This is a genomic window from Psychromonas ossibalaenae ATCC BAA-1528, from assembly GCF_000381745.1.
Classification (GTDB): Bacteria; Pseudomonadota; Gammaproteobacteria; order Enterobacterales; family Psychromonadaceae; genus Psychromonas; species Psychromonas ossibalaenae.
In genome coordinates this window covers 1-23,972 of record NZ_KB907007.1, presented here as the reverse complement: position 1 = coordinate 23,972, position 23,972 = coordinate 1, and the positions used below count along the sequence as shown (strand labels likewise).

At 43.1% G+C, this 23,972-nt stretch carries 20 protein-coding genes and 2 tRNA genes; 12 read left to right on the top strand and 10 right to left on the bottom strand.

From position 1 onward, the window contains the following. Positions 1 to 40: 40 nt before the first annotated feature. Positions 41 to 811: a DUF3644 domain-containing protein gene (locus G327_RS0117175; RefSeq protein ID WP_019616040.1), complete on the bottom strand. Its 771-nt coding sequence runs from the start codon at positions 809 to 811 to the stop codon at positions 41 to 43. Between the two features lie 371 nt (positions 812 to 1,182). Then, positions 1,183 to 2,445, bottom strand: coding sequence for an aromatic amino acid transport family protein (locus G327_RS0117170; protein WP_211217246.1), 1,263 nt, complete (start codon positions 2,443 to 2,445; stop codon positions 1,183 to 1,185). A gap of 307 nt (positions 2,446 to 2,752) precedes the next feature. Here G327_RS0117170 and G327_RS0117165 point away from each other — a divergent pair, with 307 nt between their 5' ends. From G327_RS0117165 to G327_RS0117155, 3 genes are read left to right on the top strand one after another with little or no spacing between them, the layout of a single operon-like run. Further along, positions 2,753 to 3,133 carry a Rid family detoxifying hydrolase gene (locus G327_RS0117165; protein WP_019616038.1) on the top strand — a complete coding sequence of 127 codons (381 nt, stop codon included), beginning with the start codon at positions 2,753 to 2,755 and terminating at the stop codon, positions 3,131 to 3,133. Between the two features lie 12 nt (positions 3,134 to 3,145). Continuing rightward, positions 3,146 to 4,423 carry an L-cysteine desulfidase family protein gene (locus tag G327_RS0117160; RefSeq protein ID WP_019616037.1) on the top strand — a complete coding sequence of 426 codons (1,278 nt, stop codon included), beginning with the start codon at positions 3,146 to 3,148 and terminating at the stop codon, positions 4,421 to 4,423. A 21-nt stretch (positions 4,424 to 4,444) separates the two neighbouring features. Then, complete coding sequence (locus tag G327_RS0117155) at positions 4,445 to 5,095, top strand: helix-turn-helix transcriptional regulator (protein WP_019616036.1); 651 nt, start codon at positions 4,445 to 4,447, stop codon at positions 5,093 to 5,095. A 184-nt stretch (positions 5,096 to 5,279) separates the two neighbouring features. On the opposite strand, the gene ssb is transcribed toward G327_RS0117155, so the two are convergent. After that, on the bottom strand, positions 5,280 to 5,876 hold the full coding sequence (gene ssb / locus G327_RS0117150) for a single-stranded DNA-binding protein (RefSeq protein ID WP_019616035.1): 597 nt from the start codon (positions 5,874 to 5,876) through the stop codon (positions 5,280 to 5,282). A gap of 31 nt (positions 5,877 to 5,907) precedes the next feature. Next, on the bottom strand, positions 5,908 to 7,275 hold the full coding sequence (locus tag G327_RS0117145) for an MFS transporter (protein ID WP_019616034.1): 1,368 nt from the start codon (positions 7,273 to 7,275) through the stop codon (positions 5,908 to 5,910). 469 nt (positions 7,276 to 7,744) lie between these two features. Here G327_RS0117145 and G327_RS0117140 point away from each other — a divergent pair, with 469 nt between their 5' ends. Then, the gene (locus G327_RS0117140; protein WP_019616033.1) at positions 7,745 to 8,587 is read left to right on the top strand and encodes a 23S rRNA (adenine(2030)-N(6))-methyltransferase RlmJ; all 843 of its coding nucleotides are present in this window, start codon (positions 7,745 to 7,747) and stop codon (positions 8,585 to 8,587) included. Positions 8,588 to 8,639: 52 nt separating this feature from the next. Here the strand turns inward: G327_RS0117140 and G327_RS0117135 are convergent, their stop codons facing one another. Continuing rightward, positions 8,640 to 10,103, bottom strand: a complete 1,464-nt coding sequence (locus tag G327_RS0117135; protein WP_019616032.1) for a hypothetical protein — start codon at positions 10,101 to 10,103, stop codon at positions 8,640 to 8,642. 165 nt (positions 10,104 to 10,268) lie between these two features. Here G327_RS0117135 and G327_RS0117130 point away from each other — a divergent pair, with 165 nt between their 5' ends. Further along, positions 10,269 to 10,847 (top strand): nucleoside triphosphate pyrophosphohydrolase family protein, encoded by a 579-nt coding sequence (locus G327_RS0117130; RefSeq protein WP_019616031.1) that lies wholly within the window; start codon positions 10,269 to 10,271, stop codon positions 10,845 to 10,847. 108 nt (positions 10,848 to 10,955) lie between these two features. Here G327_RS0117130 and G327_RS0117125 read toward each other — a convergent pair whose 3' ends face one another. After that, positions 10,956 to 12,095: a Na/Pi symporter gene (locus G327_RS0117125; protein WP_019616030.1), complete on the bottom strand. Its 1,140-nt coding sequence runs from the start codon at positions 12,093 to 12,095 to the stop codon at positions 10,956 to 10,958. A 258-nt stretch (positions 12,096 to 12,353) separates the two neighbouring features. After that, on the bottom strand, positions 12,354 to 14,924 hold the full coding sequence (gene mutS / locus G327_RS0117120; protein WP_019616029.1) for a DNA mismatch repair protein MutS: 2,571 nt from the start codon (positions 14,922 to 14,924) through the stop codon (positions 12,354 to 12,356). Between the two features lie 47 nt (positions 14,925 to 14,971). On the opposite strand from mutS, the gene G327_RS0117115 reads away from it, so the two are divergent. Further along, complete coding sequence (locus G327_RS0117115) at positions 14,972 to 15,463, top strand: CinA family protein (RefSeq protein WP_019616028.1); 492 nt, start codon at positions 14,972 to 14,974, stop codon at positions 15,461 to 15,463. Positions 15,464 to 15,660: 197 nt separating this feature from the next. Further along, the gene (gene recA, locus G327_RS0117110; RefSeq protein WP_019616027.1) at positions 15,661 to 16,713 is read left to right on the top strand and encodes a recombinase RecA; all 1,053 of its coding nucleotides are present in this window, start codon (positions 15,661 to 15,663) and stop codon (positions 16,711 to 16,713) included. A 100-nt stretch (positions 16,714 to 16,813) separates the two neighbouring features. Here the strand turns inward: recA and G327_RS0117105 are convergent, their stop codons facing one another. From G327_RS0117105 to G327_RS0117095, 3 genes are read right to left on the bottom strand one after another with little or no spacing between them, the layout of a single operon-like run. After that, positions 16,814 to 17,128 (bottom strand): AzlD domain-containing protein, encoded by a 315-nt coding sequence (locus G327_RS0117105; protein ID WP_019616026.1) that lies wholly within the window; start codon positions 17,126 to 17,128, stop codon positions 16,814 to 16,816. Further along, positions 17,121 to 17,837 carry an AzlC family ABC transporter permease gene (locus tag G327_RS0117100; RefSeq protein ID WP_019616025.1) on the bottom strand — a complete coding sequence of 239 codons (717 nt, stop codon included), beginning with the start codon at positions 17,835 to 17,837 and terminating at the stop codon, positions 17,121 to 17,123. Before G327_RS0117100 ends, G327_RS0117105 begins: the two co-directional genes overlap by 8 nt. 2 nt (positions 17,838 to 17,839) lie before the next feature. Then, positions 17,840 to 18,802, bottom strand: a complete 963-nt coding sequence (locus G327_RS0117095) for a bifunctional helix-turn-helix transcriptional regulator/GNAT family N-acetyltransferase (protein ID WP_019616024.1) — start codon at positions 18,800 to 18,802, stop codon at positions 17,840 to 17,842. Between the two features lie 230 nt (positions 18,803 to 19,032). On the opposite strand from G327_RS0117095, the gene alaS reads away from it, so the two are divergent. The 5 genes from alaS to G327_RS0117070 all read left to right on the top strand — a co-directional run bounded on the left by alaS (position 19,033) and on the right by G327_RS0117070 (position 23,954). Continuing rightward, entirely contained in the window at positions 19,033 to 21,636 is a 2,604-nt protein-coding gene (gene alaS, locus G327_RS0117090) for an alanine--tRNA ligase (protein WP_019616023.1), read from the top strand. Between the two features lie 49 nt (positions 21,637 to 21,685). Continuing rightward, complete coding sequence (locus G327_RS0117085; protein ID WP_019616022.1) at positions 21,686 to 22,918, top strand: aspartate kinase; 1,233 nt, start codon at positions 21,686 to 21,688, stop codon at positions 22,916 to 22,918. Positions 22,919 to 23,009: 91 nt separating this feature from the next. Next, on the top strand, positions 23,010 to 23,189 hold the full coding sequence (gene csrA, locus G327_RS0117080) for a carbon storage regulator CsrA (RefSeq protein ID WP_019616021.1): 180 nt from the start codon (positions 23,010 to 23,012) through the stop codon (positions 23,187 to 23,189). A gap of 577 nt (positions 23,190 to 23,766) precedes the next feature. After that, positions 23,767 to 23,859: transfer RNA gene (locus G327_RS0117075), tRNA-Ser, on the top strand. Between the two features lie 18 nt (positions 23,860 to 23,877). Then, a tRNA-Arg gene (locus G327_RS0117070) sits at positions 23,878 to 23,954 on the top strand. Positions 23,955 to 23,972: the final 18 nt, after the last annotated feature.

Genomic DNA, 23,972 nt, shown 5'->3' with positions numbered 1-23,972 from the left:
GATATTTTAAACCTGGCTCAAGTTTTTACTTCTCAATTAATCACTCATACCAGTAATTCTCTGTTACATTTTCTAAACACTCTGAGCACATGCCTTTTTTCGCCTCGTAGTGCTTTATTTCAGCCGCCGCCAGCCATTTACCGCAGTGTCCACAGCAGGTGTAATCTTCTGTTTCTGCACATATCAGGCATTGGCCTTTTACTATATGATTGTCGGTACTTTTTGCACTTAACCTGATAGAGTTATTTCCACAGCAGCCGCACCAGTGCGGTTCACCCTGTGTTGAGCCTTTCCTCAGCCTGCTTATCTCTTCCTGGCATTGTTGTACGGCTTCAGCCAGCTGACTCTCTTCATTTTCAAGTACTTCCATTTCATACTTAGGGATTATTGCTGACAGCGGCTGGTTATAGACTTCGACCCTAAGTTCATTAATCAAACCGCATAAACGAACAAAATCTGACTTAATTGCCGTTTCATTGGTTGCAAATTCATGGTGCATAATTTTACCGCGCAGTTCCATTGCTCTTCTTAGGGATTTTTGTGTATTACTTTGGTCAGGTGTCTGATTAATATAAGAAAGTCTTTTAAGGCATGATTTCATCGACACGCTTTTATTTGGTTTGTCGACATTTTCATATAAGAGCAGAGAGGAGTGATTTGCGAGCTTCTGCTTCAACAGCAGCTCCACAGCCTGAACTAACAGCATTAAAGAAACGGCTTTTTTATGAAGTGTACAGGGCTTGCGGCAGTATATGCTTACTGCTTCTTTAATAAAGTTTTCACAATTATCTTTAAGTGTAATTCGTTCCATAGCTTACCTCCGAATTATTGAGTGAAACTGTCTGTATAATTTACGTACACTCGCCAGTGATTTTCATTTATTTATAAACTGATAAATTTAGTGTAATCCATAATTCGCCCAGGTGTTTTTAAAGCTGCTGAACTGAAGCAGGAAACTGAGTATTTTATTACTTCAGGTACAGAAATTAGTTTTGGAGGAGCGGGAATTCATTTACGGCTGCTTATAAGTAGAAAACCGGTTAGCTAGTAACGTTAAAAGATGTTTTATTATTTAGGCGAAGACTTCTAAAAACTCATTATAGAATGGTTATGGGGAGATAGGAGGTTTCGGGATTGGAAAGGTTCGGATGAAAAAAAGCCCCGAATATTCGGGGCTTATCTTTATGAGATGAATGCTAATATTGGAGATATACAAAGCAGTACACCAGTACCAATTATCAGGTTTGTACCAATACCTTTATATTTGTGTAGATGAGGCATCTTGTGAACCAGGTAAGCAGGAATTAAGCATCCTACCAAACCAAAGATTGGGCTGCAGATTGAAGTGAATGACAGAATCGGAGCATTTAATGCAACCGCACTCCAAGAGAGTAGAATGATGAAAACAATAATCCCTTTCTCCACCAAATCCTTCTTGATCTGCTCCTCTTTAAACTTACGAAGAAGAATATTCATTGCCAAGCCTTTACAAGCCTCACGGAACGCTAGAAATACACCAAAGAATGAAGTTACCACTGCAAAGATGTTGATCACAACTCCTGCAACTGTCGCCCAGCTGCCGGGAAAGTAATGAGCAATGATAGCCAAGGCTGATATATTTTTGTTCATTGCATCGGCAGCTTGTTCCTGGCTAATAGCGAGTGTGAAAGAGACTGCAAAAAAGAACACAATGACAAATAGAATTGAGAATGCAGTTGTCATCGCTCGGCTTGCTTTGAAGCGCGCAACTTCAATTGATTTCTCTTTAGAACGGTATGAGATAACCATTGGGCTGAGAGACTGAATGAATAAAATTGATGTCAGGGTAAATGGGAGAGTAATGATCGCATCTTTAATCATCGGCATAACTTGGCCGGCTTCAGGGATATTGTTCAGATCCCATTTAGCAATAAGAAGAACGCCCATTACTGCCACAAGCGACAGCACTGTTACCGCCATAAAACCTGACAGCTTAAATAGAATTTTTTCACCTTTGCTGCCGATATAAGAAAGAACGCAGATTAAGCCCAAACCGTAAAGTACGTTTTCGCTTAACAGTCCTTCAGTCACTCCAAATGACTGCAGATAAGATGCGCTGTCGTTGGTTACTGCTAATGAATAAACCAGAACCCAGATCACCAGCATTAAGAAGTAAAGAATGCCAAGTGCAATGCCCCAGTTCTTGCCTAGATACCCTGAAATAACACCAGGGTAATCCGTACATTTTTTTGATTCAGCAAGAGTATTTATGAAGAGTTTTTGGAAAAGGTACATGGCCGGGTAGCCGATAACAGAGGAAAGCAGGAAAACCCACAATCCCATTATACCAACTTGAACTGGTAAGAATACGATACCGGCGCCGATCGCCATACCTATACTCATTACAATCCAGCCTACATCCACGCTGTCGAACTTGGTTGCTTTCTTCCACTCTTTTTCACTCATACCAGCTTGTTCCCAAGCAGCTGGTTTCGGTGTTACTGATATAGATCCAATATTTTCACTCATTGCTAACATCTCCCTTTAAGAATTTTCTAAAATGTATTTGAGATTTGCATTATCCACAACCTGTTTCTCTAAAACTCATTGAAATTTGAGAGGTTGGGCGTTTAACACCACGTTTTTGTGATGTGGGCTACACAAATGGTCGTTCTTGATGTTGTTTTCTCAACAAATGTTGAAAAAGCGCGTTTGTGTTGAGATGATGCGGTTGACGTAAATTGGTTAAAATTAAAAAATATATGAGGATTTCATGAGAAAGTTAATCGACTCACCTAAAGCGCCAGAAGCAATCGGCCCATACTCGCACGGTACTAGCTTTGAAAATCTAATTTTTACTTCCGGGCAGCTGCCGGTTAGCCGTGAAATTGGAAAGGTCGTTGCAGGTGGAATTACAGAACAAAGTCTTCAATCACTTGAGAACCTGAAGAGTGTACTTGAAGCCGGCGGCGGTTCTATCGATACCGTTCTTAAAACCACCTGCTACCTGGCAGACATCAAAGACTTCGCTGCGTTCAATGCGGTTTACGCAGGTATGTTTAATCAGGACTGCCCGGCTCGAAGCTGCTTTGCAGTTAAAGATTTACCTATGGGTGTTTTGGTTGAAGTTGAAGCCATAGCTCACAAAGCCTAATCGGAGCAAGTCATGAAAAAAGAGTGGCAACAGTATATCGACATTATTAAAAAAGTTGTTAAACCCGCTTTAGGCTGCACAGAGCCTATTGCAGCCGCGTTTGCTTCAGCAGTTGCTGCAGAGGAGCTAGGCAGTAAAGCACCTGACTCAATTGAAGTATTTGTTTCTAGTAACCTCTACAAAAACTCAATGGGCGTGTTCGTGCCGGGAACGGGCAAAATCGGCCTGCCTATTGCAGCTGCTGCTGGAGCAGTCAATGGCAAAGCAGAGGCTGAGCTGGAAGTTCTCGCCGGCATTTCAATGGATGATGTAGATAAGGCGCAGGCTCTTATTGATGCTGGAAAAGTAAAAGTCAGTCGTGTGGATAGCGACGAATTTATTTACTGTTCAGTAGTTGCCTCTCTAGGCAATATGCGTTCAGAGGTGACGATTCGCGGTGGTCACACCAATATCGTTAAAAAGACTCTGAATGGTGTTATTACCTTTGAAGCTCAAAAGGAAGATGTTCAGGCAACTGCTTCTGTTTGTGACGGTGTTGATATCGATATCGAGAAAATTTATGAGTTTGCCGTCAATGCTGAGTTTAACGATATATCTTTTATCCTTGAAGCCGCGGTAATTAATGAGATGCTTTCTGCTGAGGGTATCAAAAGTGGTTATGGTCTGGAAATTGGCCGTACAATGAAAGCGGATATCGAAAAGGGCTTTTTGAGTGAAGATTTGATGACCCGAATTCAGATGCTCACTTCTGCTGCTTCAGATGCTCGTATGGGTGGTGCGACCCTTCCTGCTATGAGTAATTTCGGAAGCGGTAATCAAGGTATCGCAGCGACAATTCCGGTTTGTGTTGCCGCTGAACACTTCGGCTCTTCTGAAGAACAGCTGGCTCGAGCACTCATTATGAGTCATCTTGGTGCAATATACATCAAATCTCATTACCCTCCCCTATCTGCATTTTGTGGAAATACGGTGACCAGCGCGGCTGCAGGCATGGCGCTTGTATATCTCGCCGGCGGTACGTTTGAGCAGTCCTGTTATGCCATTCAAAATGTAATTAGCGATAGTTCAGGTATGGTCTGTGATGGTGCTAAATCTTCATGTGCAATGAAAGTATGTACTTCATCAACAACTGCTGTTCGTTCATTTATGATGGCACTGCGTAATCACTGTGCCGCCGGGCAGGGGATTGTGGCTAAAGAAGTTGAGCAAACGGTCAAGAATGTTGGTAAAATGGTCAGTAAAGGTATGTGTGATACTGACACCGCCATTATTGACATTATGTCAGCTTAAATAGCCGATAAGGTATAGAAATTGGAATTACGAAAGCTAACTAAAGGTGATTATGACATTCTTAACGCTATGGAAAACGTAGTGGACGGGATTGCTAGAATGTATGGTGAATATACCGAGGTAGTGCTGCACAGTCTCGATATTAACTCTCCGTCGGTACTTAAAATAGCAAATGGTCATGTTACTGATCGTGAAGCTGGTGCTCCAATTACTAATCTTGCATTATTAAAACTCAAAGACGGCAAAGACGTATCCGACTCGTACATGACTAAGAGTTCAACGGGTAAGACACTGCGCTCAATAACCACCATTGTCCGCAACCCCAAGGGCAAGGCTATCGGGCTGCTTTGTATCAATGTCGATATGGATGCACCGATGCAGTCGTTTTTGAAAACAATGTTTCCTCTTGACTGTAACGGCGAATCATCGAACTCTCCCGAGACGTTCGCCAAAGACATTGACGAAACGGTAACCAGCACCATTGATGTGGTGCGAAGCGAGGTTTTGGATAACCCGTCAATTTCGCCTTCAAAGAGAAATAGGGAGGTTGTTACGAAACTTCATGAGCTTGGTATCTTTAAGTACAAGAACAGCATTCTCTTAGCTGCGAAAATACTAGGAGTATCAAGAGATACCGTCTACCTCTACTTAAGAGAAATGGACACTAAATAAAAAGGTTCATAGCTGCATGGAGCCGTTTCAAACTGTCTTTACCGTTGAAGCCATGCTGTTACAGAAAACAATATATACTATAACCCTGTGTCTAAGTGCAAAAGTGTAAAAACAAAAAAACCAGCTGTTATGCTGGTTTAGAGAGGGACTTAGCGTCTATTTTTACATTATTGTAAAATACAGCCTAGAACGGGATATCGTCATCAAAGTCCATAGACGGTTCATTGTATTGAGCTGGCGCCTGCTGCGCTGGTGCCTGCTGCTGTGCTGGAGCTGACTGTTGAGCCGGTGCCTGCTGCTGAGCCGGCTGGTAAGCCGGTGCCATTTGCGGAGCTGCCTGCTGTGCCGGCGGCTGCTGCGGGGCATTACCCCAGCTCTGCTGCGGCTGTGCATTCTGCTGCGGTGCGTTCTGTTGGAACTGTCCCTGGCCTTGTGCCGGGTTGCGTGAATCCATCATCTGGATTTCAGCTACAACAACTTCAGTTGTGTAACGATCCTGACCATCCTGTCCCTGCCACTTACGTGTTTGTAATTTGCCTTCAACGTAGATTTTTGCACCTTTTTTCAGGTACTCACCACACATCTCACCAAGACGGTTAAAGACAGTCAGGCGATGCCATTCTGTTTTTTCTTTACGTTCGCCGGTTTGTTTATCTTTCCAGCTTTCTGTTGTTGCCAGTGTCAAATTTGCCACTGCGCTGCCGTTCGGCATATAACGCATTTCCGGATCTTTACCTAGATTACCGACTAATACGACTTTGTTTACACTACGGTTAAACATGTTTTTGCTCCGCTTGCTGTTTAGGTTTTTCTTAAGTATTTGCTAAAATTTCTTTCGCTTTTTTCAGTGCAAACGCTTGGTTATTGACTTTGATATAAACTGTTTGTTCTTCGATGATCATCACTACTTCTATTACACCGCCAAGTGCAATGAGCTGCTGTGTTTTTAACTGTGCATCTGTTTCATCGTTTATTAATGCTGTAATGGTATGAGTGCGGACTTTGCTTGGATTATGCATGCCCCACGAAATGAAAAACCAAATCAGCATTAATGCGGCTAAACATAAAAATAAGCCGCTGCTGCCGAGTAGTTTATAGGATAAGCCCCCTAAAATACCACCGAAAAATGCGCCTAAAAACTGATAAGTGCTGTAGATCCCCATTGCACTGCCCTTTGCGCCCGCAGGAGAAATCATTGAGATAAAAGCCGGCAGCGATGCTTCTAAAAAATTGAAGGCGGTGAAATACAGTAAGACACAGATAAACATTAAGGTAAGTGATTGAGAAGTCAGCGCCATTGCAATTAAACTGCCTGCCATCAGTAAAATAGCAAACAGATAAAACTGCTTATTCATATTTTTACGGGCGGCCGTGATCAGCATGGGAATAATTAAGGTAAATGAAATTAACAGTGCCGGAAGGTATAAATGCCAGTGGACCTCAGCTGCCAGGTTCATTTCCTGCAGCTGCAGCGGTAGTGCGATAAACATAGCGGTAAGTGTCATATGCAAAATAAAGATACCTGCATCTAAACGCTGCAGCTGCGGATTTTTGGCCAGTCTGCCGAGTAAAGCTGGAATTGCTATTGTTTCACCGCGCGGGGCTTTGTTGACTACATGGGGAACAACAAAATGAACAATCACAATGCCGGCTAATGCACCGGCTGCTGTAATCAAAAATAAACCCTGCAGACCGATAAACGGTGCTAAAACAGGGCCTGCAACCATAGCAACGGCAAAAGCAAGGCCGATGCTTACTCCAATCATTGCCATTGCTTTAGGGCGCTGCTCTTCCCGGGTGACATCTGCTGCTAAGGCCAGAATAGCACTGGCAATAGCACCGGCTCCCTGTAGAGCCCGACCTGCTGTTACACCGTAAACACTGTCGGAATAGGCCGCGACTAAACTGCCGACGGCAAATATAATTAAGCCGCCGAAAATAACCGGGCGGCGTCCAAATTTGTCGGACAGCATGCCTGCTGGAATTTGTAATAATGCTTGTGTTAAACCATATGCCCCAATGGCAAAACCAACCCAAAGCGGAGAATAGCCGATCAGATCCTGTCCGTAGATTGCAAATACCGGCATGATCATAAACAGGCCTAACATGCGTAGTGCGAAAACTAAGGAGAGTGAAAAAGCGGTGCGCTTTTCAATAGGATTTAGAGCATCAGGTTGCATTGAATCTCCATTTTAGTGCAAATAATTCGGGCGGGGATAATAACATGCGTTTAAAGATTTAGGAGCTTATTTTTAGCGCAATAGCTGACAATTTTCATTATACCCGTTAACAATCAAAATGCATTTATCAGTCGCGAGATCGGACACCAAGGCAAGGCACAACATGATGATAATGGCTAGCCCTTCTCGAATGTTGTAACGCAGTATTGGTTTTCGATCTTGCGACCTACGAGGCAAGTCGTGAGGCAGACATCTTCGTTGTCTTTCGAGCGATTCACTTCGTGATTCCTCTATCGACATTGTTAAATGCAAGCATTTAACAATTCGTTGTGAAGTTTCGATTTAACCCGTTAGATCTTCACCTTCACGCCTAGAACCTGTCTACCTCATTACTTGCTGATTTTTGCAACTTGAATGCTAACGGGTATATACTGCGCGGCTTATTATATTTTTGTTTTTGGAGTATTTTGTGCTGAGCTATCGCCATTCTTTTCATGCAGGTAATTTTGCGGATGTGCTGAAACACACCGTTGCGGCTTCTATTCTTGATTACATGCTGAAAAAAGATAAACCTCTGTGTTATCTCGACACCCATTCTGGGTGCGGCGCGTATTCATTTCAGTCTTCAGAAGCGTTAAAAACCAAAGAATTTAATAACGGAATTTTTCCGTTATGGAAACGTGCTGACCTGCCTGCTCCGGTTGCGCGCTATGTTGAACAGGTTGTTGAGTTTAACGCACAAAGTAAATTGATGCATTACCCCGGCTCACCAAGTATTGCTCGTCAGATGCTGCGTGAGACTGACCGCATGTTTCTTTTTGAGCTGCATCCTAATGAATTTACCAATATGCGTGAAAACTTCTCTGGTGATCGGCAGATTAAAATGGCTAAAAAGGACGGTCTGGAAGGTTTGGTTGCAAATATGCCGCCCAAAGAGCGCCGTGGTTTTATCCTTATTGATCCATCCTATGAAATTAAAAACGAATATGATCTGGTTGTGGAAAGCCTTATTCAGGCGGTACGACGCTTTGCGACAGGAACCTACGCACTTTGGTATCCGGTAGTCAATCGTCAGGTAATTAACCGCATGGAGAGAGAGTTAAAAAAATCAGGCATTAAAAATATGCAGCTTTTTGAGCTGGGTATTCAGGCTGATTCTGCTGAAAGAGGCATGACCTCAAGCGGGATGATAGTAATTAATCCGCCATGGACATTAAAAAAAGAGATGCAGGAATCTTTGCCGTTTTTAGCTGATACATTAGGCCAGGACGGGCAGGGTTTTTATCGAATTGAAACTTTAGCTGCTGAATAAAATTCATTGAGTAAAAACAGCAGAGCTTAATCTGCTGTTTTTATTAGTCTGCTTAACTACGTTTTTTAAAGTGCAGTAGTGTTCTTAGCTTTGAGTAACGATCAGTCTGAGGTTTATCTTTACTCTTTGTCTCGCCGGCTTTTTCTATTTCAATAATTCCGGAGCGGTTCAGAGTGATCTTATAACGCTCAAACTCTTCTTTATATTTCCAGCCCTGATCCAGAGCGACGACGACATTGATCTGGTAGCGCCGTTCGATTGAGGTACTCTGAATCTTCTCTTTGTTAGAGGACGCGTCATTCTGCTCATAGACTTTACCTGTACCTCGCTCCAGATAGCGGGCAAAAGGGCGAAGGCTGAATAAAATAGTTTCTTCCAGTGTATCGTAACCCGCCTGAAAGTCGTAGTTATCAACTTTTGTTTCAATGCGGTAATGTAAAAGTTCAGCGCTTTGTATATTCTGCATATGGCGTCTGGCTAATAATTCTTTACTCTGTGTCGGTAGCTTTTTGGTTTTGATATAATCTAACCAGACTCTCTGTCTGGCAATTTCTGACTGACTGGTTGAGTCTTTTAAGATACGCGACCATTTTGGTTTACCTTTACGGATCCAGCGCCACAGAATATTTTTAAAATCGTCTTTAAAGACTTCACGCACGCCGTATATAACAGCCAGCACTAAAATCATTACTGAGGTCAGTTTACTCAGTGCGCCTTGAGTTTTAATAATTAAAACCAGCACTACACACATAATCAAAGCCGTCGCAACGCCGGTTACAATTTTACGGGTTATATTACCCAGCTCCTGTGTTTCACTTTTAAAAATAACACCGTATTCAATTAAGCGTCGTAATAAACGCATTTTATTAGCAATACGGTTTGGATCCTTAAGCGTTGCTTCGGAGTTATAAGCTTTTTTCTTGCGATAATTGTTTTCTTCTTCACAGATATTAAGCAGTGCGAGACGTGCATCTGAAAACTCGGCATTACGAGGTTTTTTTGCCAGCATGCGCAATATGCTCTGTTCCGTATACCAGGACAGGTAGTTGTCAACATTATCAAAAATAGACTGCAGCTTCGGATCTTTTAGGGTATGGCTGCGGTGTTTTTTTAAAATGGCCAGACTATGCTCAGTTATATCCGCCGCAGCATGGTAGAAATCACGCAGACTCTCGCTGTCATCCAGGCTTAATGTTTCATCGGTATCGGTATCGAGCGCAGTGATGTACTGATAGGCAAACAGGTTAAGGTTGGTTTTGTATTCTTCAGGAGAACGTTTCATACGGCTGGCAAAACGCGTATGTAATAGAGGCAGATGCAGGCCTTTGGTAAAATAGGCGCGACGGCCCTTGATAGCCGAATTAAAATAATCGGTTTCAGATAAGGTATTTTTATTAATGCCCATCTCTTTTGGTAAAGAGAAGTATAAATCGATTCTCCGTGATTCACCCTTTTTTATCTGATGGGTGACTTTGATGGACAGTTTGTCCTGCTGCTTGAGTTTTACCTTACGCAATCAATTCTCCTGTGTTTATTTTAATAATCTTGTTATTAACTTTAATTATATATCTAAGTGTTTGACTTGTACTGAGTATTTAATAATAAAAATGAAGCTATTTTTTTTAGAGGCATTTTGTTAACTTAGCGCGCTGAATTTTCCCTTATTTAAAAGGCCTAAGCCATGAAATTATCACTATTAACCCAGCCCGTTTATGATCATTTATACCGTGATATTATGCAGTTTCGGGAAACCTTTGATCTGCCTTGTGAAGATCAAAATTCGTTAGATGCTAAAGCTGATACTCTGCATAGCTCTTTGATTATTGAAGAATTAACTGAGCTAGCCGAAGCAGACTGTAAAATTGAACAGGCAGATGCCATTGTTGACAGCGTTTATGTTCTGATGGGGCGCCTGGTACATTTAGGTGCATCTAAAGTAAATGACAACCTTGAAATCAGTTACCTGATTGATCTGCTGCTGAATGTTGCTAAGCACCGGGAAATCAACTTCCTGCCCTGCTGGGACGAAGTACATTCAAGCAATATGAGCAAAGTCTGCCGTAATCAGCAGGAATTCCAGGAAACGCAGGTATTTTACGCTAAGCAGGGCGTCGCTTTGGTTGATAGTATTAAAGGTGACTTTGTTATTGCCAAGTGTGCGCAGGATGTAGAAATGGCAGGTAAAACTGTCCGCCAGGGTAAAGTGTTGAAATCTGTTTATTACCGTCCTGCTAATTTGGCTGAATTAGTGAGCTTTTAAACCTTTTGTACTAAAAGATGCTTTATTATATTTACTGCTCAATACAAAAAAACCACAAGCAGTGCGGCTTGTGGTTTTTAGTTAATCGATTTGCTTATCAGCAGGCTGTTAGCGGACACCGATTAGTATTGCACCCGGCAGTACAAAGAAAGTGCCCACTACATAAGAAAATGCTAAAAGTTTGTTTTTAGTACCAACTTCAGCAAGGTGTTCCGAAGCTTTAATCGGCAGTTCACGCAGGAACGGCACTCCATAAATTAAAGCAACGGCTAAGAAGTTAAACAGGAAGTGAACCAGAGCAATGGTTAAAGCTGCTTCGGCCATTTCACCGGAAATTGCGGTCGCAGCTAATAATGCAGTGATGGTTGTGCCGATATTAGCGCCTAGTGTAAACGGGTAAATCTGACGTGTGGTGAACATACCGCTGCCGGCTAGCGGAATCATCAGACTGGTTGTGGTTGATGATGACTGCACCATAACCGTCACTAATGCACCTGAAGCAATGCCTGATACCGGGCCTTTACCTATGGTGTTATGAAGAATATCTTTCGCTTTACCCACTAATACTTTCTTCAGTACTTTGCCTAGGAAAGTGACCGAGAATAATATTATGCCGACACCGGCAATAACCATGGCGATACCGCCCATTTTACCTGGAGCAAATGAGACCAGATCTGTCACCAGATTAACGCCTGGTTTAGTGAGCGGCTTCATGAAATCAAGGCCTTTCATGGAAATATCAGCATTGCCGACAAAAAGGTGAGCCGCGGAAGACGCCAGCTTTTCTAATATGCCGAACATGATCTCTAAAGGCAGGAAAATAGCGACGGCTATCAAATTAAAGAAGTCGTGCACAGTAGCTGCACTGAAGGCACGTTTAAAGTCATCTTTTTCTCGGATATGACCGATAGAAACAATCGTATTGGTGATTGTCGTACCCATATTAGCGCCCATAACCAGTGGGATGGCAATGGATATCGGCAGCCCGCCGGCAACTAAGCCAACCGTTACCGCGGTAACGGTTGAAGATGACTGCACTAAAGCAGTGGCTAATGTGCCTAATATCAATGCTACAAACGGATTAGTGGCGAACTGGAATATCTGCTCTGCACCGCTTGCACCGCCCGAGAAAATTTTGAAACCACCACTAACCGTGCTCACTGCAACCAACATGCAGTAAACTAAAAAGATAACGGCCGTCCAGTTGAACAGTTTGTTTAGTGACTGATTATTTTGATTTACACTCATTTTTATTACCTGTTGTAATTTATGACGATTATATTTCAGTTTTTTGACAAGCAGATTAAAACAGAGAAATGTGACAGAAATATTTCAATGGCTGTTTATTTGGCAAACAATTAATCATAACTAATAGAATCAATTGCTTAGTGTGGTAAGTTTTTCTTTAAAGTAGGTGTTTCGAGTTCTAATTAAGGTGTTTTAATGTAAATAAGTAAAAGGTGCAGAAGGCCGTTAAGATAACTTCTGCGCCTTTTATTACAACCGCTAAGCTTTTTCTTTAAGCAGATAAATTAGTTCTAATGCTTTTTTCGGGGTTAATTCATCGGGATCAATACTCTGCAGCAGATCCACCGCAGGGTGTGTTTCCGGCTCTGCAAAGCTTAATGCGGCTTGTACGGGTAGTTGATCTGCATTTAAGTTATGGCTTGATGCCAGCTCTAACTGCTGCAGCTTACGTTTCGCGTTCTTAACCACCTCTTTTGGTACACCTGCCAGTGATGCGACCTGTAAGCCGTAACTTTTATTCGCGGCGCCTTCCTGCACTGCGTGCAGAAAAGCAATGCCGTCACCATGTTCAACGGCATCTAGGTGAACGTTCACCAGCTCCGGGATACTTTCCGGCAGGGTGGTTAATTCAAAGTAATGAGTCGCAAACAAAGTATAAGCCTGGATCTTTTCGGCTAACTCCTCGGCACAGGCCCAGGCTAGTGATAAACCGTCAAAGGTACTGGTGCCGCGGCCTATTTCATCCATTAAGACTAAACTGTTTTTAGTGGCATTATGCAGAATATTGGCGGTTTCGGTCATCTCCACCATAAAGGTTGAGCGTCCGCTGGCCAGGTCATCCGATGCGCCGATGCGGGTGAAAATACGGTCTACAGGTCCGATTTTTGCGCTTTGTGCAGGAATAAAACTGCCGATATGCGCCATCAATACCATTAAGGCAGTCTGACGCATATAGGTTGATTTACCACCCATATTCGGTCCGGTGATAATCAGCATACGGCGCTGGTCATTAAGGTTGATCGGATTGGCAATAAACGGGGTTTTGCTAACCTGTTCAACAACCGGATGGCGGCCTTCTTCAATCTCGATACCGCTTTTTGCCTGTAGCGTCGGGCGGATATAATCGAGTGTTAATGCACGTTCTGCCAGATTATTAAGTACGTCTAACTCGGCTAATGACTGTGCGGTAAATTGTAAGTTGTGCAGATGCGGCATCAGCAGGTCAATTAACTGTTCATAAAGTTTCTTTTCCAGCGCTAAGGCTTTGCCCTGACTGGAAAGCACTTTATCTTCATGCTCTTTAAGTTCTGCAATAATATAACGTTCGGTATTTTTCAGGGTCTGGCGGCGCACATAATGTGCCGGCACAGCATCAGACTGTGAGCGGCTGGTTTCAATATAATAACCGTGCACTCGGTTGTAACCGACTTTCAGGGTAGCAATACCAGTTGCTTCACGCTCGCGAAGCTCCAGTTTCTCAAGGTAGTCAGTGGCCCCCTGAGCGAGGTTACGCCACTGATCCAGCTCTTCGTTATAACCCGGGGCAATCACACCGCCGTCACGGATAATTACCGGTGGGTTATCGATCACCGCTTTTTCTAATAATTCTAATAGTTCCGGGTATGATCCCATCTCTTTACTGAGCTTGCTGACCAGTTCAGGCGGCATTTCAGCAATCAAGTTCTGCAGCTCCGGTAATAACGAGAATGCGGTACGTAAACGGGTTAAATCGCGCGGACGTGCTGAGCGCAGTGCTAAACGTGCAATCACACGTTCAACATCGCCAATCTGTTTTAAAGGTTCAGCTAATGCACAGGTTAGATCCTGATCAATTAGCGTCTGAATCATGGTCTGGCGGTAGTTTAAGATATTAAAGTTACGAATCGGCTGGTGGATCCAGCGTTTTAATAAACGGCTGCCCATGGGCGTAACCGTAAAGTCTAAAACTTCCGCTAGGGTATTTTCGAATCCGCCGGAGAGGTTTTGAGTCAGTTCTAAATTTTTACGCGTGGCGGCATCTAAAATGACGCTGTCAATATTCTGCTCAAGTTTAATCGACTGTAGATGCGGCAGGCTGGTACGCTGCGTATCTTTTATATACTGCAGTAAAGCGCCGGCGGCACAAAGAGCCACTTCTGCTTTTTCGACGCCGAAACCGATTAAATCTTTGGTACCAAACTGCTGATTTAAGGTTTTTTTACTGGTTAAAAGTTCAAATTCCCATTCCGGGCGGCGGCGGATAGTCGGCAGGTGTTCGATTAAATTAATATGTTCGAAATTTTCCGGATATAAAAGCTCAGCGGGATTGAGGCGCTGCATTTCCGCCTGCAGTGTTTCCAGATGCTGGAACTGATTAATAATAAAGCGGCCGCTGCCGATATCTAATGATGCCACGCCGAAAGTGTTCTGCTGCTGATAGACGGCACATAGAAGGTTATCACGTCGGTCGTCAAGCAGCGCTTCATCAGTTATTGTTCCGGGTGTGATAATACGAACAATTTTACGTTCAACGGGGCCTTTAGAAGTAGCTGGATCACCAATTTGCTCACAAATTGCAATTGACTCGCCCATTTCAATTAATTTCGCTAAATAACCCTCTACACTATGATAAGGAACGCCGGCCATTGGAATGGCGTTACCACCGGTTTTACCGCGTTGTGTTAAGGAGATACCAAGCAGTTGTGAGGCTTTACGAGCATCATCAAAAAACAATTCATAAAAATCACCCATACGATAGAACATCAGGGTATCGGGTACTTCGCTTTTGATGGTTAAAAATTGCTGCATCATCGGCGTATGTTGTTTTAATTCTTGCGCAGTTGGCTTCATAATGAATACACTTAATTATTATTGGTTAAATAAGTTGGAGAAAACTTATGTTTACTGAAAAAACCGTTCAAGAATTAGCGCAGGTATTAGGTGAAAAACTGACTAATGCAGGGCTGGTTGCAGCAACTGCAGAATCCTGTACCGGTGGTGGCGTAGCATACGCTATTACAGAAATTTCTGGAAGTTCGCAGTGGTTTGACCGTAGTTTTATTACCTACAGCAATGATGCTAAAAATCAGATGGTCAATGTGGATCCGCTGCTGATTGAAAAATCTGGTGCAGTGTCAGAGCCGGTTGTAGAACAGATGGCTATCGGGGCGGTAAAGAATTCGGATGCAGATCTTGCTGTTGCAGTCAGCGGTATTGCCGGACCCGACGGCGGCACAGCTGAAAAACCTGTAGGCACAGTATGCATGTCGTGGTACAACGCTCATACATGCAGTAAAACTGAAACCTATTTATTTGTTGGAGATCGCTCGGAAGTCAGGACACAAGCTATTCGCCTGGCACTTCTTGGATTGATTGAAGCCGTCGAATAAAAAATAATTTAAACAAGCAGTCAAAAAGCACTTGATACTGTTCAAATCAACAGTATACTAATTGCTGTGTACTGAGTGCATATACAGTTAAAATAACGAAAGCACTTGATACAACATCTGCTAAGAACATATCAGTCACAAATTATATTTGTGTATACAGTTAAACAAATACGTTTATACGTGAATCTGGAGAAAACATGAGTCAGGATAAAAACAAAGAAAAAGCATTATCAGCGGCACTTGGTCAAATTGAAAAACAGTTTGGTAAAGGCTCAATTATGCGTCTAGGTGACGGCGCCGCTGCAATGATGGAAATTGAATCTGTTTCGACCGGCTCACTCAGTCTGGATGTTGCGTTAGGCATAGGCGGTCTGCCGTTTGGTCGTGTTGTTGAAATTTACGGGCCGGAAAGTTCTGGTAAAACAACGTTAACATTACAAGTTATTGCAGAAGCACAAAAAATGGGTAAAACTTGTGCGTTTATTGATGCCGAGCATGCTCTTGATCCTATCTACGCTAAAAAGCTCGGGGTAGATACTGATAATCTGCTTATTTCTCAGCCGGATACCGGTGAGCAGGCGTTAGAGATCTGTGACATGCTGGTGCGCTCAGGTGCAGTTAATGTGGTTATTATTGACTCCGTTGCGGCGTTAACACCAAAAGCCGAAATTGAAGGTGACATGGGTGATTCTCATATGGGGCTTCAGGCACGCTTAATGTCTCAGGCACTGCGTAAACTGACCGGTAATATTAAACAAACTAACTGTTTATGTATCTTCATTAACCAGATTCGTATGAAGATTGGTGTGATGTTCGGTAACCCGGAAACAACAACTGGTGGTAATGCACTTAAGTTCTATGCTTCTGTTCGTCTGGATATTCGTCGTATCGGTGCGATTAAAAACGGCGATGAAATTGTCGGTAATGAAACGCGTGTAAAAGTAGTTAAAAACAAAGTTTCACCACCATTTAAACAAGCTGAATTCCAGATCCTCTATGGTGAAGGTATTAACCACTTTGGTGAGTTAATCGATCTGGGTGTTAAACAGGATTTTGTTGAAAAAGCCGGTTCGTGGTATTCATACAACGGCGCTAAGATTGGCCAGGGTAAGAGTAATGCCAGTAAGCACCTGCAGGAAAACCCGGCATTAGCTGAAGAGTTAGAAGCTAAAATTCGTGAATCTTTAATGCCTAAAACTGAAGCTGAAGAAGAAAAATCAAAAGTAAAAACAGCAACTGAAGAAGCTTAAGCTTTTACTGCATATTAAGTAAGATAAAAGGCGTGAAACTTCACGCCTTTTTCATTTCTATAAAGCGGTTATCCACAGCCAGTAAATCTGTACTAGAGCTTCACAGCATCCATTTTAAAAATAGAAAAAACAGCATTCCTAAGCCGATGGTTTTCAACAGGTTTTTAGTCAGCAGTGCAACGGCCAAAGAAAACAGCGCTGCGGTTAAATAAACATTTGTAAAACTGATATCTAAGACACCTGCAGGCATTACAACTGAAGGAACGATAATTGCCGTTAGTACGGCAGGAGGCACAAACTTTAATGCTTTTTCCAACCAGCTGGGAAACTGCATCTTGCCGGCAAATGCAAACATGACAAAACGGATTGCAAAAGTCACCACAAACATACCGAAGATAAGATAAAACTCATTCATAAGAAAGCTCCTTTTTAGACAGCTGGATGACACTCAGCCCAACCGCTACGCCGATAACGGCGCTGATAATTAACCCCAGCTTATTAGGCAGATCGGCAAAAACAAGTGAGCTTAAACCTGCACTGATAATGGCCGCTATCATGGCTTTGCTGTTCATATAAGGTACAACCATGCCGATAAAAGTTACCGACATGGCAAACTCTAACCCCCAGCTGCTCATATCCGGAATCAGGTTACCCAGCAGAAGCCCAGCGATAGTGAAGCTCACCCAGGTAACATAAAAAGTGAGCATGGAGCCTAAATAGAAATAATGTGCATAGGTATGGTCTTTCTGCTGGTAACGCTGGCTCATATTCGCAAAGGTTTCATCGGTGAGACCAAAAGCGAGCAGTGCTCGTAAAGATAAAGGCAGATGTTTTACGTACTCAACCAGTGCCGTCGCATAGAGCAGGTGGCGTAAATTCACTACAAAGGTGGTGAGAATAATAATTTCTAAGGGAGCCTGCACGGCAATTAAAGCCAGAACAATAAACTGGGCTGAGCCTGCAAACACAATGACTGACATAGCAACTGTTGCTAGTGCAGATAAACCGCTGTTCGGCGCCAGCGTGCCGAATAATAAAGCAAACGGAACTGCGCCGACAATTAATGGTAGTGAAGCTTTTGCACCGCCGAAGAATTCCCTTTTTTGAATTGAAGTAAAGATCATATTTATGCCTTTGTGAGTTGTAATTCCATGTACATATCGGCTCGTGGATATGAGCTTTTACCTTCGGGGTGTTCTAGTGTTGTGAAACCGAAATTAGAATAAAGGTTAATAGCGCGTGTCAGCCTGCTGTTGGTTTCAAGCCAGACCTTATCGGCGTGAAGCCCGCGAACTTTATTAAGAGCGGTTAAAAGCAGGTGACGGCCGATACCCAGCCCCTGCGCCTGCGGATCTACCGCCATTTTGGATATTTCAAAGCTGTTGTTCTCACACAAGCGTAACGCCAGGGCCGCAACTATTTTGTCGGCCTGCCTGGCAAAAAACAGATAACCGCCGCGAGCAAGATAGAAGTCTTCCGGTGTGTTTAATGACTGCTGGTCAGTTTCGGTTAACTCGCCGTTAAAGTAAGTATTTAACCAGTTCATATTCAGCCTTTTAAAATCATCTTTGTATTGTGGAGCCCAGTTTATAATTTCAATATTTTGTGCTTTGCAGTTAAGTGTCTGTAGGACGCTGTTCTTAAAATTCTGCTGCTGAAATAACTTTTCAAACTCATTTATCGCGTCGAGAAGCGGCATTTTTTGGCGGGCCTCAATAAAATGAATCTGCTGCTGCAGTGCAGCCCACACCGGTTTTGCCTGTTCAATGATCTGCTCTGCTTTATCAGACAAACTTAACTGGCTGGCGCGTTTGTCTTTAGGATGGGGGCTTTTAATTAAATAACCCTCACGGATCATTTTATCGGCCAGTTTGCTGACTGCCGGGTGGCTGACGCCTAACATTTCAGAGGCCTGGGTAATTCCCTGCGGGCCTTGGTGGTGGATAAGTGTAAGCAGCGGAAAGTAGCTGGGGTTAAGTGAAATCCCCGTTTCATTATAAATATGGGCAACTTCGGACATGAGTGTATCGCTTAAGCGTTTAAGACGGCTGCCTAGACTCAAATTGCCAAGCTGGTGCATATAATCCATGGTTATTCCCTTAACTGTTTACGTAACTGGTTACGTAGTTAGTTTCTCCGTTTTTTAAACAGCTGTCAACTGATCATAAATAACACATTTATTCAGTGATAAAGCGCCTATTTGCCTACTTTCCCCGCACCACGCTCCATGCTATATTAGTCGGCATTTATTTTTCACCCGTTTGTAGTTTTATATTTATCTATAAAACGACAAAACAGATACTTTACATGGAATAACTCATGATCAAATCGACTTCTGAAATCCGTCAGGGATTTCTCGATTTCTTTGCTAAGAAAGGGCATCAAACGGTAAGCAGCAGCTCACTTGTGCCGGATAACGATCCAACCCTGCTATTTACTAATGCGGGAATGAATCAGTTTAAAGATACTTTTCTTGGTACTGAAAACAGAGCTTATACGCGCGCAACTTCAAGTCAGCGCTGTGTACGTGCTGGTGGTAAACACAATGACCTTGATAACGTAGGTTATACCGCTCGTCACCATACATTTTTTGAAATGTTGGGGAATTTCAGCTTTGGTGATTATTTCAAACGTGATGCAATTAACTTTGCGTGGGAATATCTGACTGTTGAATTAAAGCTGCCGAAAGAAAAGTTATGGGTAACCGTATTTGATCAGGATCCTGAAGCTGAAAAAATCTGGCTAGATGAAGTGGGAGTAGATCCTGCGCGTTTATCACGTATCGGCGCCAAAGATAATTTCTGGTCAATGGGTGATACCGGTCCGTGTGGTCCATGTACAGAGATTTTTTATGATCACGGCGAACATATCTGGGGTGGCCCTCCTGGAACACCTGAAGAAGACGGTGATCGTTATATTGAGATCTGGAACCTGGTATTTATGCAGTACAACCGTCATGCCGACGGCACTATGGAAGATTTACCAAAGCCTTCTGTTGATACGGGCATGGGTCTTGAGCGTATCTCTGCCATTATGCAGGATGGTCACTCAAACTATGATATCGATATTTTTCAGGCATTAATCGCCAAGGTTGCCGAGGTAACTGGTGCGAAAGATCTGCAGGATAAATCATTGCGTGTCGTTGCCGATCATATCCGCTCTTGCGGTTTCCTGATTTGTGACGGTGTTATGCCTTCTAATGAAGGTCGTGGTTATGTACTGCGTCGTATTATTCGCCGTGCTGTACGTCACGGACATAAGCTTGGTGCAAATGAAGTTTTCTTCTTCAAAATATATGAAGAATTAATTAAACAGATGGGGGACGCTTACCCTGAGCTGCTGCAGCAGCGTGTTTTTGTTGAAAAAATATTACGTTTAGAAGAAGAGCAGTTTGCTAAAACCCTAGATCGTGGTTTACAGATTCTGGATATCGAATTAGATAACCTTGAAGGTTCTGTTATCCCCGGTGATGTTGTTTTCAAACTGTATGATACCTACGGTTTCCCTGCTGATTTAACGGCTGATATCGCTCGTGAGCGTGAGCTGACTATCGATCAGCCTGGTTTTGACAGTGCGATGGCAGAGCAGCGCGCTCGTGCGCAGCAGGCAAATAATTTCGGTACTGATTACAACGATGTTTTGAAAATTGAACAGACAACTGAGTTTGTCGGTTACGACTCGTTAGAAATTACTGCGGGCGTTACCGGGTTAATTCATGACGGTGTCTTTGTTGAAAGCCTAAATGAAGGTGACAATGCTCAGGTTATCTTAGAAAAGACCTCTTTCTATGCTGAATCAGGTGGTCAGTCTGGTGATGCCGGTGAGTTAGTTTTCCCCGGCGGCGTTTTTGTTGTAACGGACACCAAAAAATCCTCTGATGCTGTCTTACATATCGGTTACTTAAGCACGGGCACATTAAAGCTTAATGATAATGTTCAGGCCTCTGTTGATCCTGTTCGTCGTAAATCGGTTGCGCTGCATCACTCAGCAACGCATTTACTGCATTCTGCTCTACGTCATACTCTGGGCGAACATGTTACCCAGAAGGGCTCATTAGTTGACGCTGATAAACTACGTTTTGATTTCTCACATTTTGAAGCGCTGTCACTGGCTAGTTTGCGTCAGGTTATGTTCCTGGTGAATGAAGCGATACGTAATAACTTTGAAGTTGTTACTAAGCTGATGGATATCGAGGAAGCGAAAGCATCTGGTGCGATGGCATTATTCGGTGAGAAATACGATGACATGGTGCGTGTGGTACAGATGGGAGATGTCTCTATCGAACTTTGCGGTGGTACTCATACTGGCCGTACTGGCGATATGGGCATGTTTTTAATCCGCTCTGAATCAGGTATTGCCGCCGGTGTCCGCCGTATCGAAGCTTCTGTCGGTATTGCTGCCGGTCAGGCGATCGATAACGTTTTACAGGAAGTAGAAAAAGTCTGCGGCTTAGTGAAAGGTGATCACTTTTCTCTAGGAGAAAAAGTTGAGCAGATCTTAGATCGTAATAAACTACTGGAAAAAGAGATTGCACAGCTGAAAGCTAAAATGGCCAGTGATGCCGGCTCTAACCTGACTGGTAATGCGATTGAAATTAACGGCGTAAAAGTTGTTATTGCTAACATCGAAGGCATTGATCCTAAGTCACTGCGTGACAGTGTTGATGAAATGAAAAATAAACTGCAGTCCGGTATTGTGGTTTTAGCGACTGCGGTCGGTGATGATAAAGTTAATCTTATTGCCGGTGTGACCAAAGACTTAACTAAAAAAGTCAAAGCGGGTGAGTTAGTTAATTTAGTTGCCGGCCCGGTTGGCGGCAAAGGCGGCGGTCGTCCTGATATGGCTATGGCGGGTGGTAATAATCCAGCAGCTTTAGCCGAAGCGCTGGCGTTAGTTGAACCTTGGTTAAGTGAACGTTTATAAAAAGACTGGCCTGTCTGAATAAAGGCAGGCCTAAAGGTGGGATATAACAATGGCATTAATAGTTCAAAAATATGGTGGTACCTCAGTAGGTAATATCGAACGAATAAAAGTTGTTGCTGAGAAAGTAAAGGCGACAAAAGATGCAGGCAATGATGTTGTAGTTGTTTTATCTGCAATGTCCGGTGAAACCAACCGTATGATTGCACTTGCTAAAGAACTGAACGCGAATCCGAGTCCGCGTGAAATGGATGTGTTACTGACAACCGGAGAGCAGACAACCATTGCTCTACTGGCTATGGCTTTACACCAGTTAGATATTGATGCGGTATCTATGACGGGTGATCAGATTCGTCTTAAGACCGATGCAAGCCACAGCAAGGCGCGAATTTTAGATGTTGAAACCGACAATATTGTGCGCAGCTTAAAAGCCGGGCGTGTTGTTGTTATCGCAGGTTTTCAGGGGCGTTGTGAAAATAATAATATCACGACCTTAGGCCGCGGCGGTTCCGATACCTCGGCTGTAGCTATTGCGGCAGCCTTAAAAGCCGATGAATGTCAGATCTATACCGATGTTGACGGTGTTTATACAACCGATCCGCGTGTTGAACCTAATGCCCGCCGTCTCGACAGCATTACTTTTGAAGAGATGCTGGAAATGGCAAGTCTGGGTACGAAGGTTTTACAGATTCGCTCTGTGGAGTTTGCCGGGAAATACAATGTCCCGCTGCGTGTATTATCAAGCTTTAAAGACGGCGGTGGTACATTAATTAGTTATGAGGAAAATAAAATGGAATCTCCAGTAATCTCTGGTATTGCTTTTAATCGTGATGAAGCTCGCTTAACCCTGTCCGGTGTTCCTGATCAGCCGACTGTTGCCGCGCAGATCCTTTCGCCGATTGGTGAAGCCAATATCGATATTGATATGATTGTACAAAATACGGTTGGTAACGGTAAAACTGATTTTACCTTCACGGTGCATCGTGATGATTATCAAGAAGCTAGGGAACTTCTTGAAGCTGTCTGTGTCTCACTGCAGGCTGAGGCCGTTCAAGGTAACAATGAGATTGCGAAAGTGTCCATTGTTGGTGTCGGTATGTGGAATCACCCTGGTGTCGCAAAGAAAATGTTTGATACATTAGGTCAAGAAGGTATTAATATTCATCAGATTGCCACATCAGAAATTAAAATTTCAGTTTTGGTTGACAGTAAATATCTTGAACTAGCCGTACGTGCTCTTCATAAAGCATTTGAATTGGCGACAGAGCCGACAGAAGAAAAATAATTGAGATATTACCGGGTAAAAAGATCTGAATTTTACTTTGTATTAGTTCATAATAAAAAAATGGATAATCTAATTGGAATAGGAGCAGTACATGCTAATTTTAACACGTCGAGTTGGTGAGACTCTGATGATTGGCGACAATGTAACAGTCACAGTTTTGGGTGTAAAAGGGAACCAGGTACGCGTTGGTGTGAATGCGCCGAAAGAAGTATCTGTTCACCGTGAAGAAATTTATATGCGCATACAGGCAGAAAAAAACGGCGAAGCATAAGCGAAGCCGTTAACTGTTATAAAAGAGCCTCTGGGCTCTTTTTTTGTGCCTGAAACTCATATATTCGCACTATTGTATCCTACGTGTAGAATTACCTTCGACTGCCTTAATAGCAGTCCCCTGAGAACTTTCTTTATTGTACGCCCACCTGAACATAATAAATCCGATAACTTTCTTTATAGTGTGCCTGTGGGGCAGAGCAAACCGATAACTTTTTTGTTGTTTACCCGTCTGCCCGGCATAAACTCGATAAACAGATATTTGCCAGCTGTAATAAAGGAGGCTGCTTTGTGACCGATTGAGTATGCACTGTTGTTTATTTGTATCAGGTGGACACTTATTAATATGATTATTGTATTTTTTCTGACTTGCTAAGTTTTTTAAGCCGCTGTAGCTCTTTAATTCAAAACTAACACTGCTCCAGCAGGATGAATAACAGCCACTTAACGGTGGTATTCTGTGCTATCAACTGTTGATCTTAGACGTTTTGTTTGTTTAGTAAGCAAATGGAATTTAATCACCAAAAAAAGTTTGACTTGTTTTCATAAGACAGTAATATACGCCTCAACAAGACGACGGTGGGGTGGCCGAGTGGCCGAAGGCGCTCCCCTGCTAAGGGAGTAACGGGTTTATAGCCTGTTCGAGGGTTCGAATCCCTCCTCCACCGCCATTCTTGTAGATTCTTAAAGCGGGTGTAGCTCAGCTGGATAGAGTACCTGGCTACGAACCAGGCGGTCAGGGGTTCGAATCCCTTCACCCGCACCATCTTTCTATTTGCACGAA

Coding starts and splice junctions, on each gene's coding strand:
- G327_RS0117175 (WP_019616040.1), bottom strand. CDS start 811: ATGGAACGAATTACACTTAAAGATAATTGTGAAAACTTTATTAAAGAA.
- G327_RS0117170 (WP_211217246.1), bottom strand. CDS start 2,445: ATGAGTGAAAAAGAGTGGAAGAAAGCAACCAAGTTCGACAGCGTGGAT.
- G327_RS0117165 (WP_019616038.1), top strand. CDS start 2,753: ATGAGAAAGTTAATCGACTCACCTAAAGCGCCAGAAGCAATCGGCCCA.
- G327_RS0117160 (WP_019616037.1), top strand. CDS start 3,146: ATGAAAAAAGAGTGGCAACAGTATATCGACATTATTAAAAAAGTTGTT.
- ssb (WP_019616035.1), bottom strand. CDS start 5,876: ATGTTTAACCGTAGTGTAAACAAAGTCGTATTAGTCGGTAATCTAGGT.
- G327_RS0117145 (WP_019616034.1), bottom strand. CDS start 7,275: ATGCAACCTGATGCTCTAAATCCTATTGAAAAGCGCACCGCTTTTTCA.
- G327_RS0117130 (WP_019616031.1), top strand. CDS start 10,269: ATGAAATTATCACTATTAACCCAGCCCGTTTATGATCATTTATACCGT.
- G327_RS0117125 (WP_019616030.1), bottom strand. CDS start 12,095: ATGAGTGTAAATCAAAATAATCAGTCACTAAACAAACTGTTCAACTGG.
- mutS (WP_019616029.1), bottom strand. CDS start 14,924: ATGAAGCCAACTGCGCAAGAATTAAAACAACATACGCCGATGATGCAG.
- G327_RS0117115 (WP_019616028.1), top strand. CDS start 14,972: ATGTTTACTGAAAAAACCGTTCAAGAATTAGCGCAGGTATTAGGTGAA.
- recA (WP_019616027.1), top strand. CDS start 15,661: ATGAGTCAGGATAAAAACAAAGAAAAAGCATTATCAGCGGCACTTGGT.
- G327_RS0117105 (WP_019616026.1), bottom strand. CDS start 17,128: ATGAATGAGTTTTATCTTATCTTCGGTATGTTTGTGGTGACTTTTGCA.
- G327_RS0117100 (WP_019616025.1), bottom strand. CDS start 17,837: ATGATCTTTACTTCAATTCAAAAAAGGGAATTCTTCGGCGGTGCAAAA.
- G327_RS0117095 (WP_019616024.1), bottom strand. CDS start 18,802: ATGGATTATATGCACCAGCTTGGCAATTTGAGTCTAGGCAGCCGTCTT.
- alaS (WP_019616023.1), top strand. CDS start 19,033: ATGATCAAATCGACTTCTGAAATCCGTCAGGGATTTCTCGATTTCTTT.
- G327_RS0117085 (WP_019616022.1), top strand. CDS start 21,686: ATGGCATTAATAGTTCAAAAATATGGTGGTACCTCAGTAGGTAATATC.
- csrA (WP_019616021.1), top strand. CDS start 23,010: ATGCTAATTTTAACACGTCGAGTTGGTGAGACTCTGATGATTGGCGAC.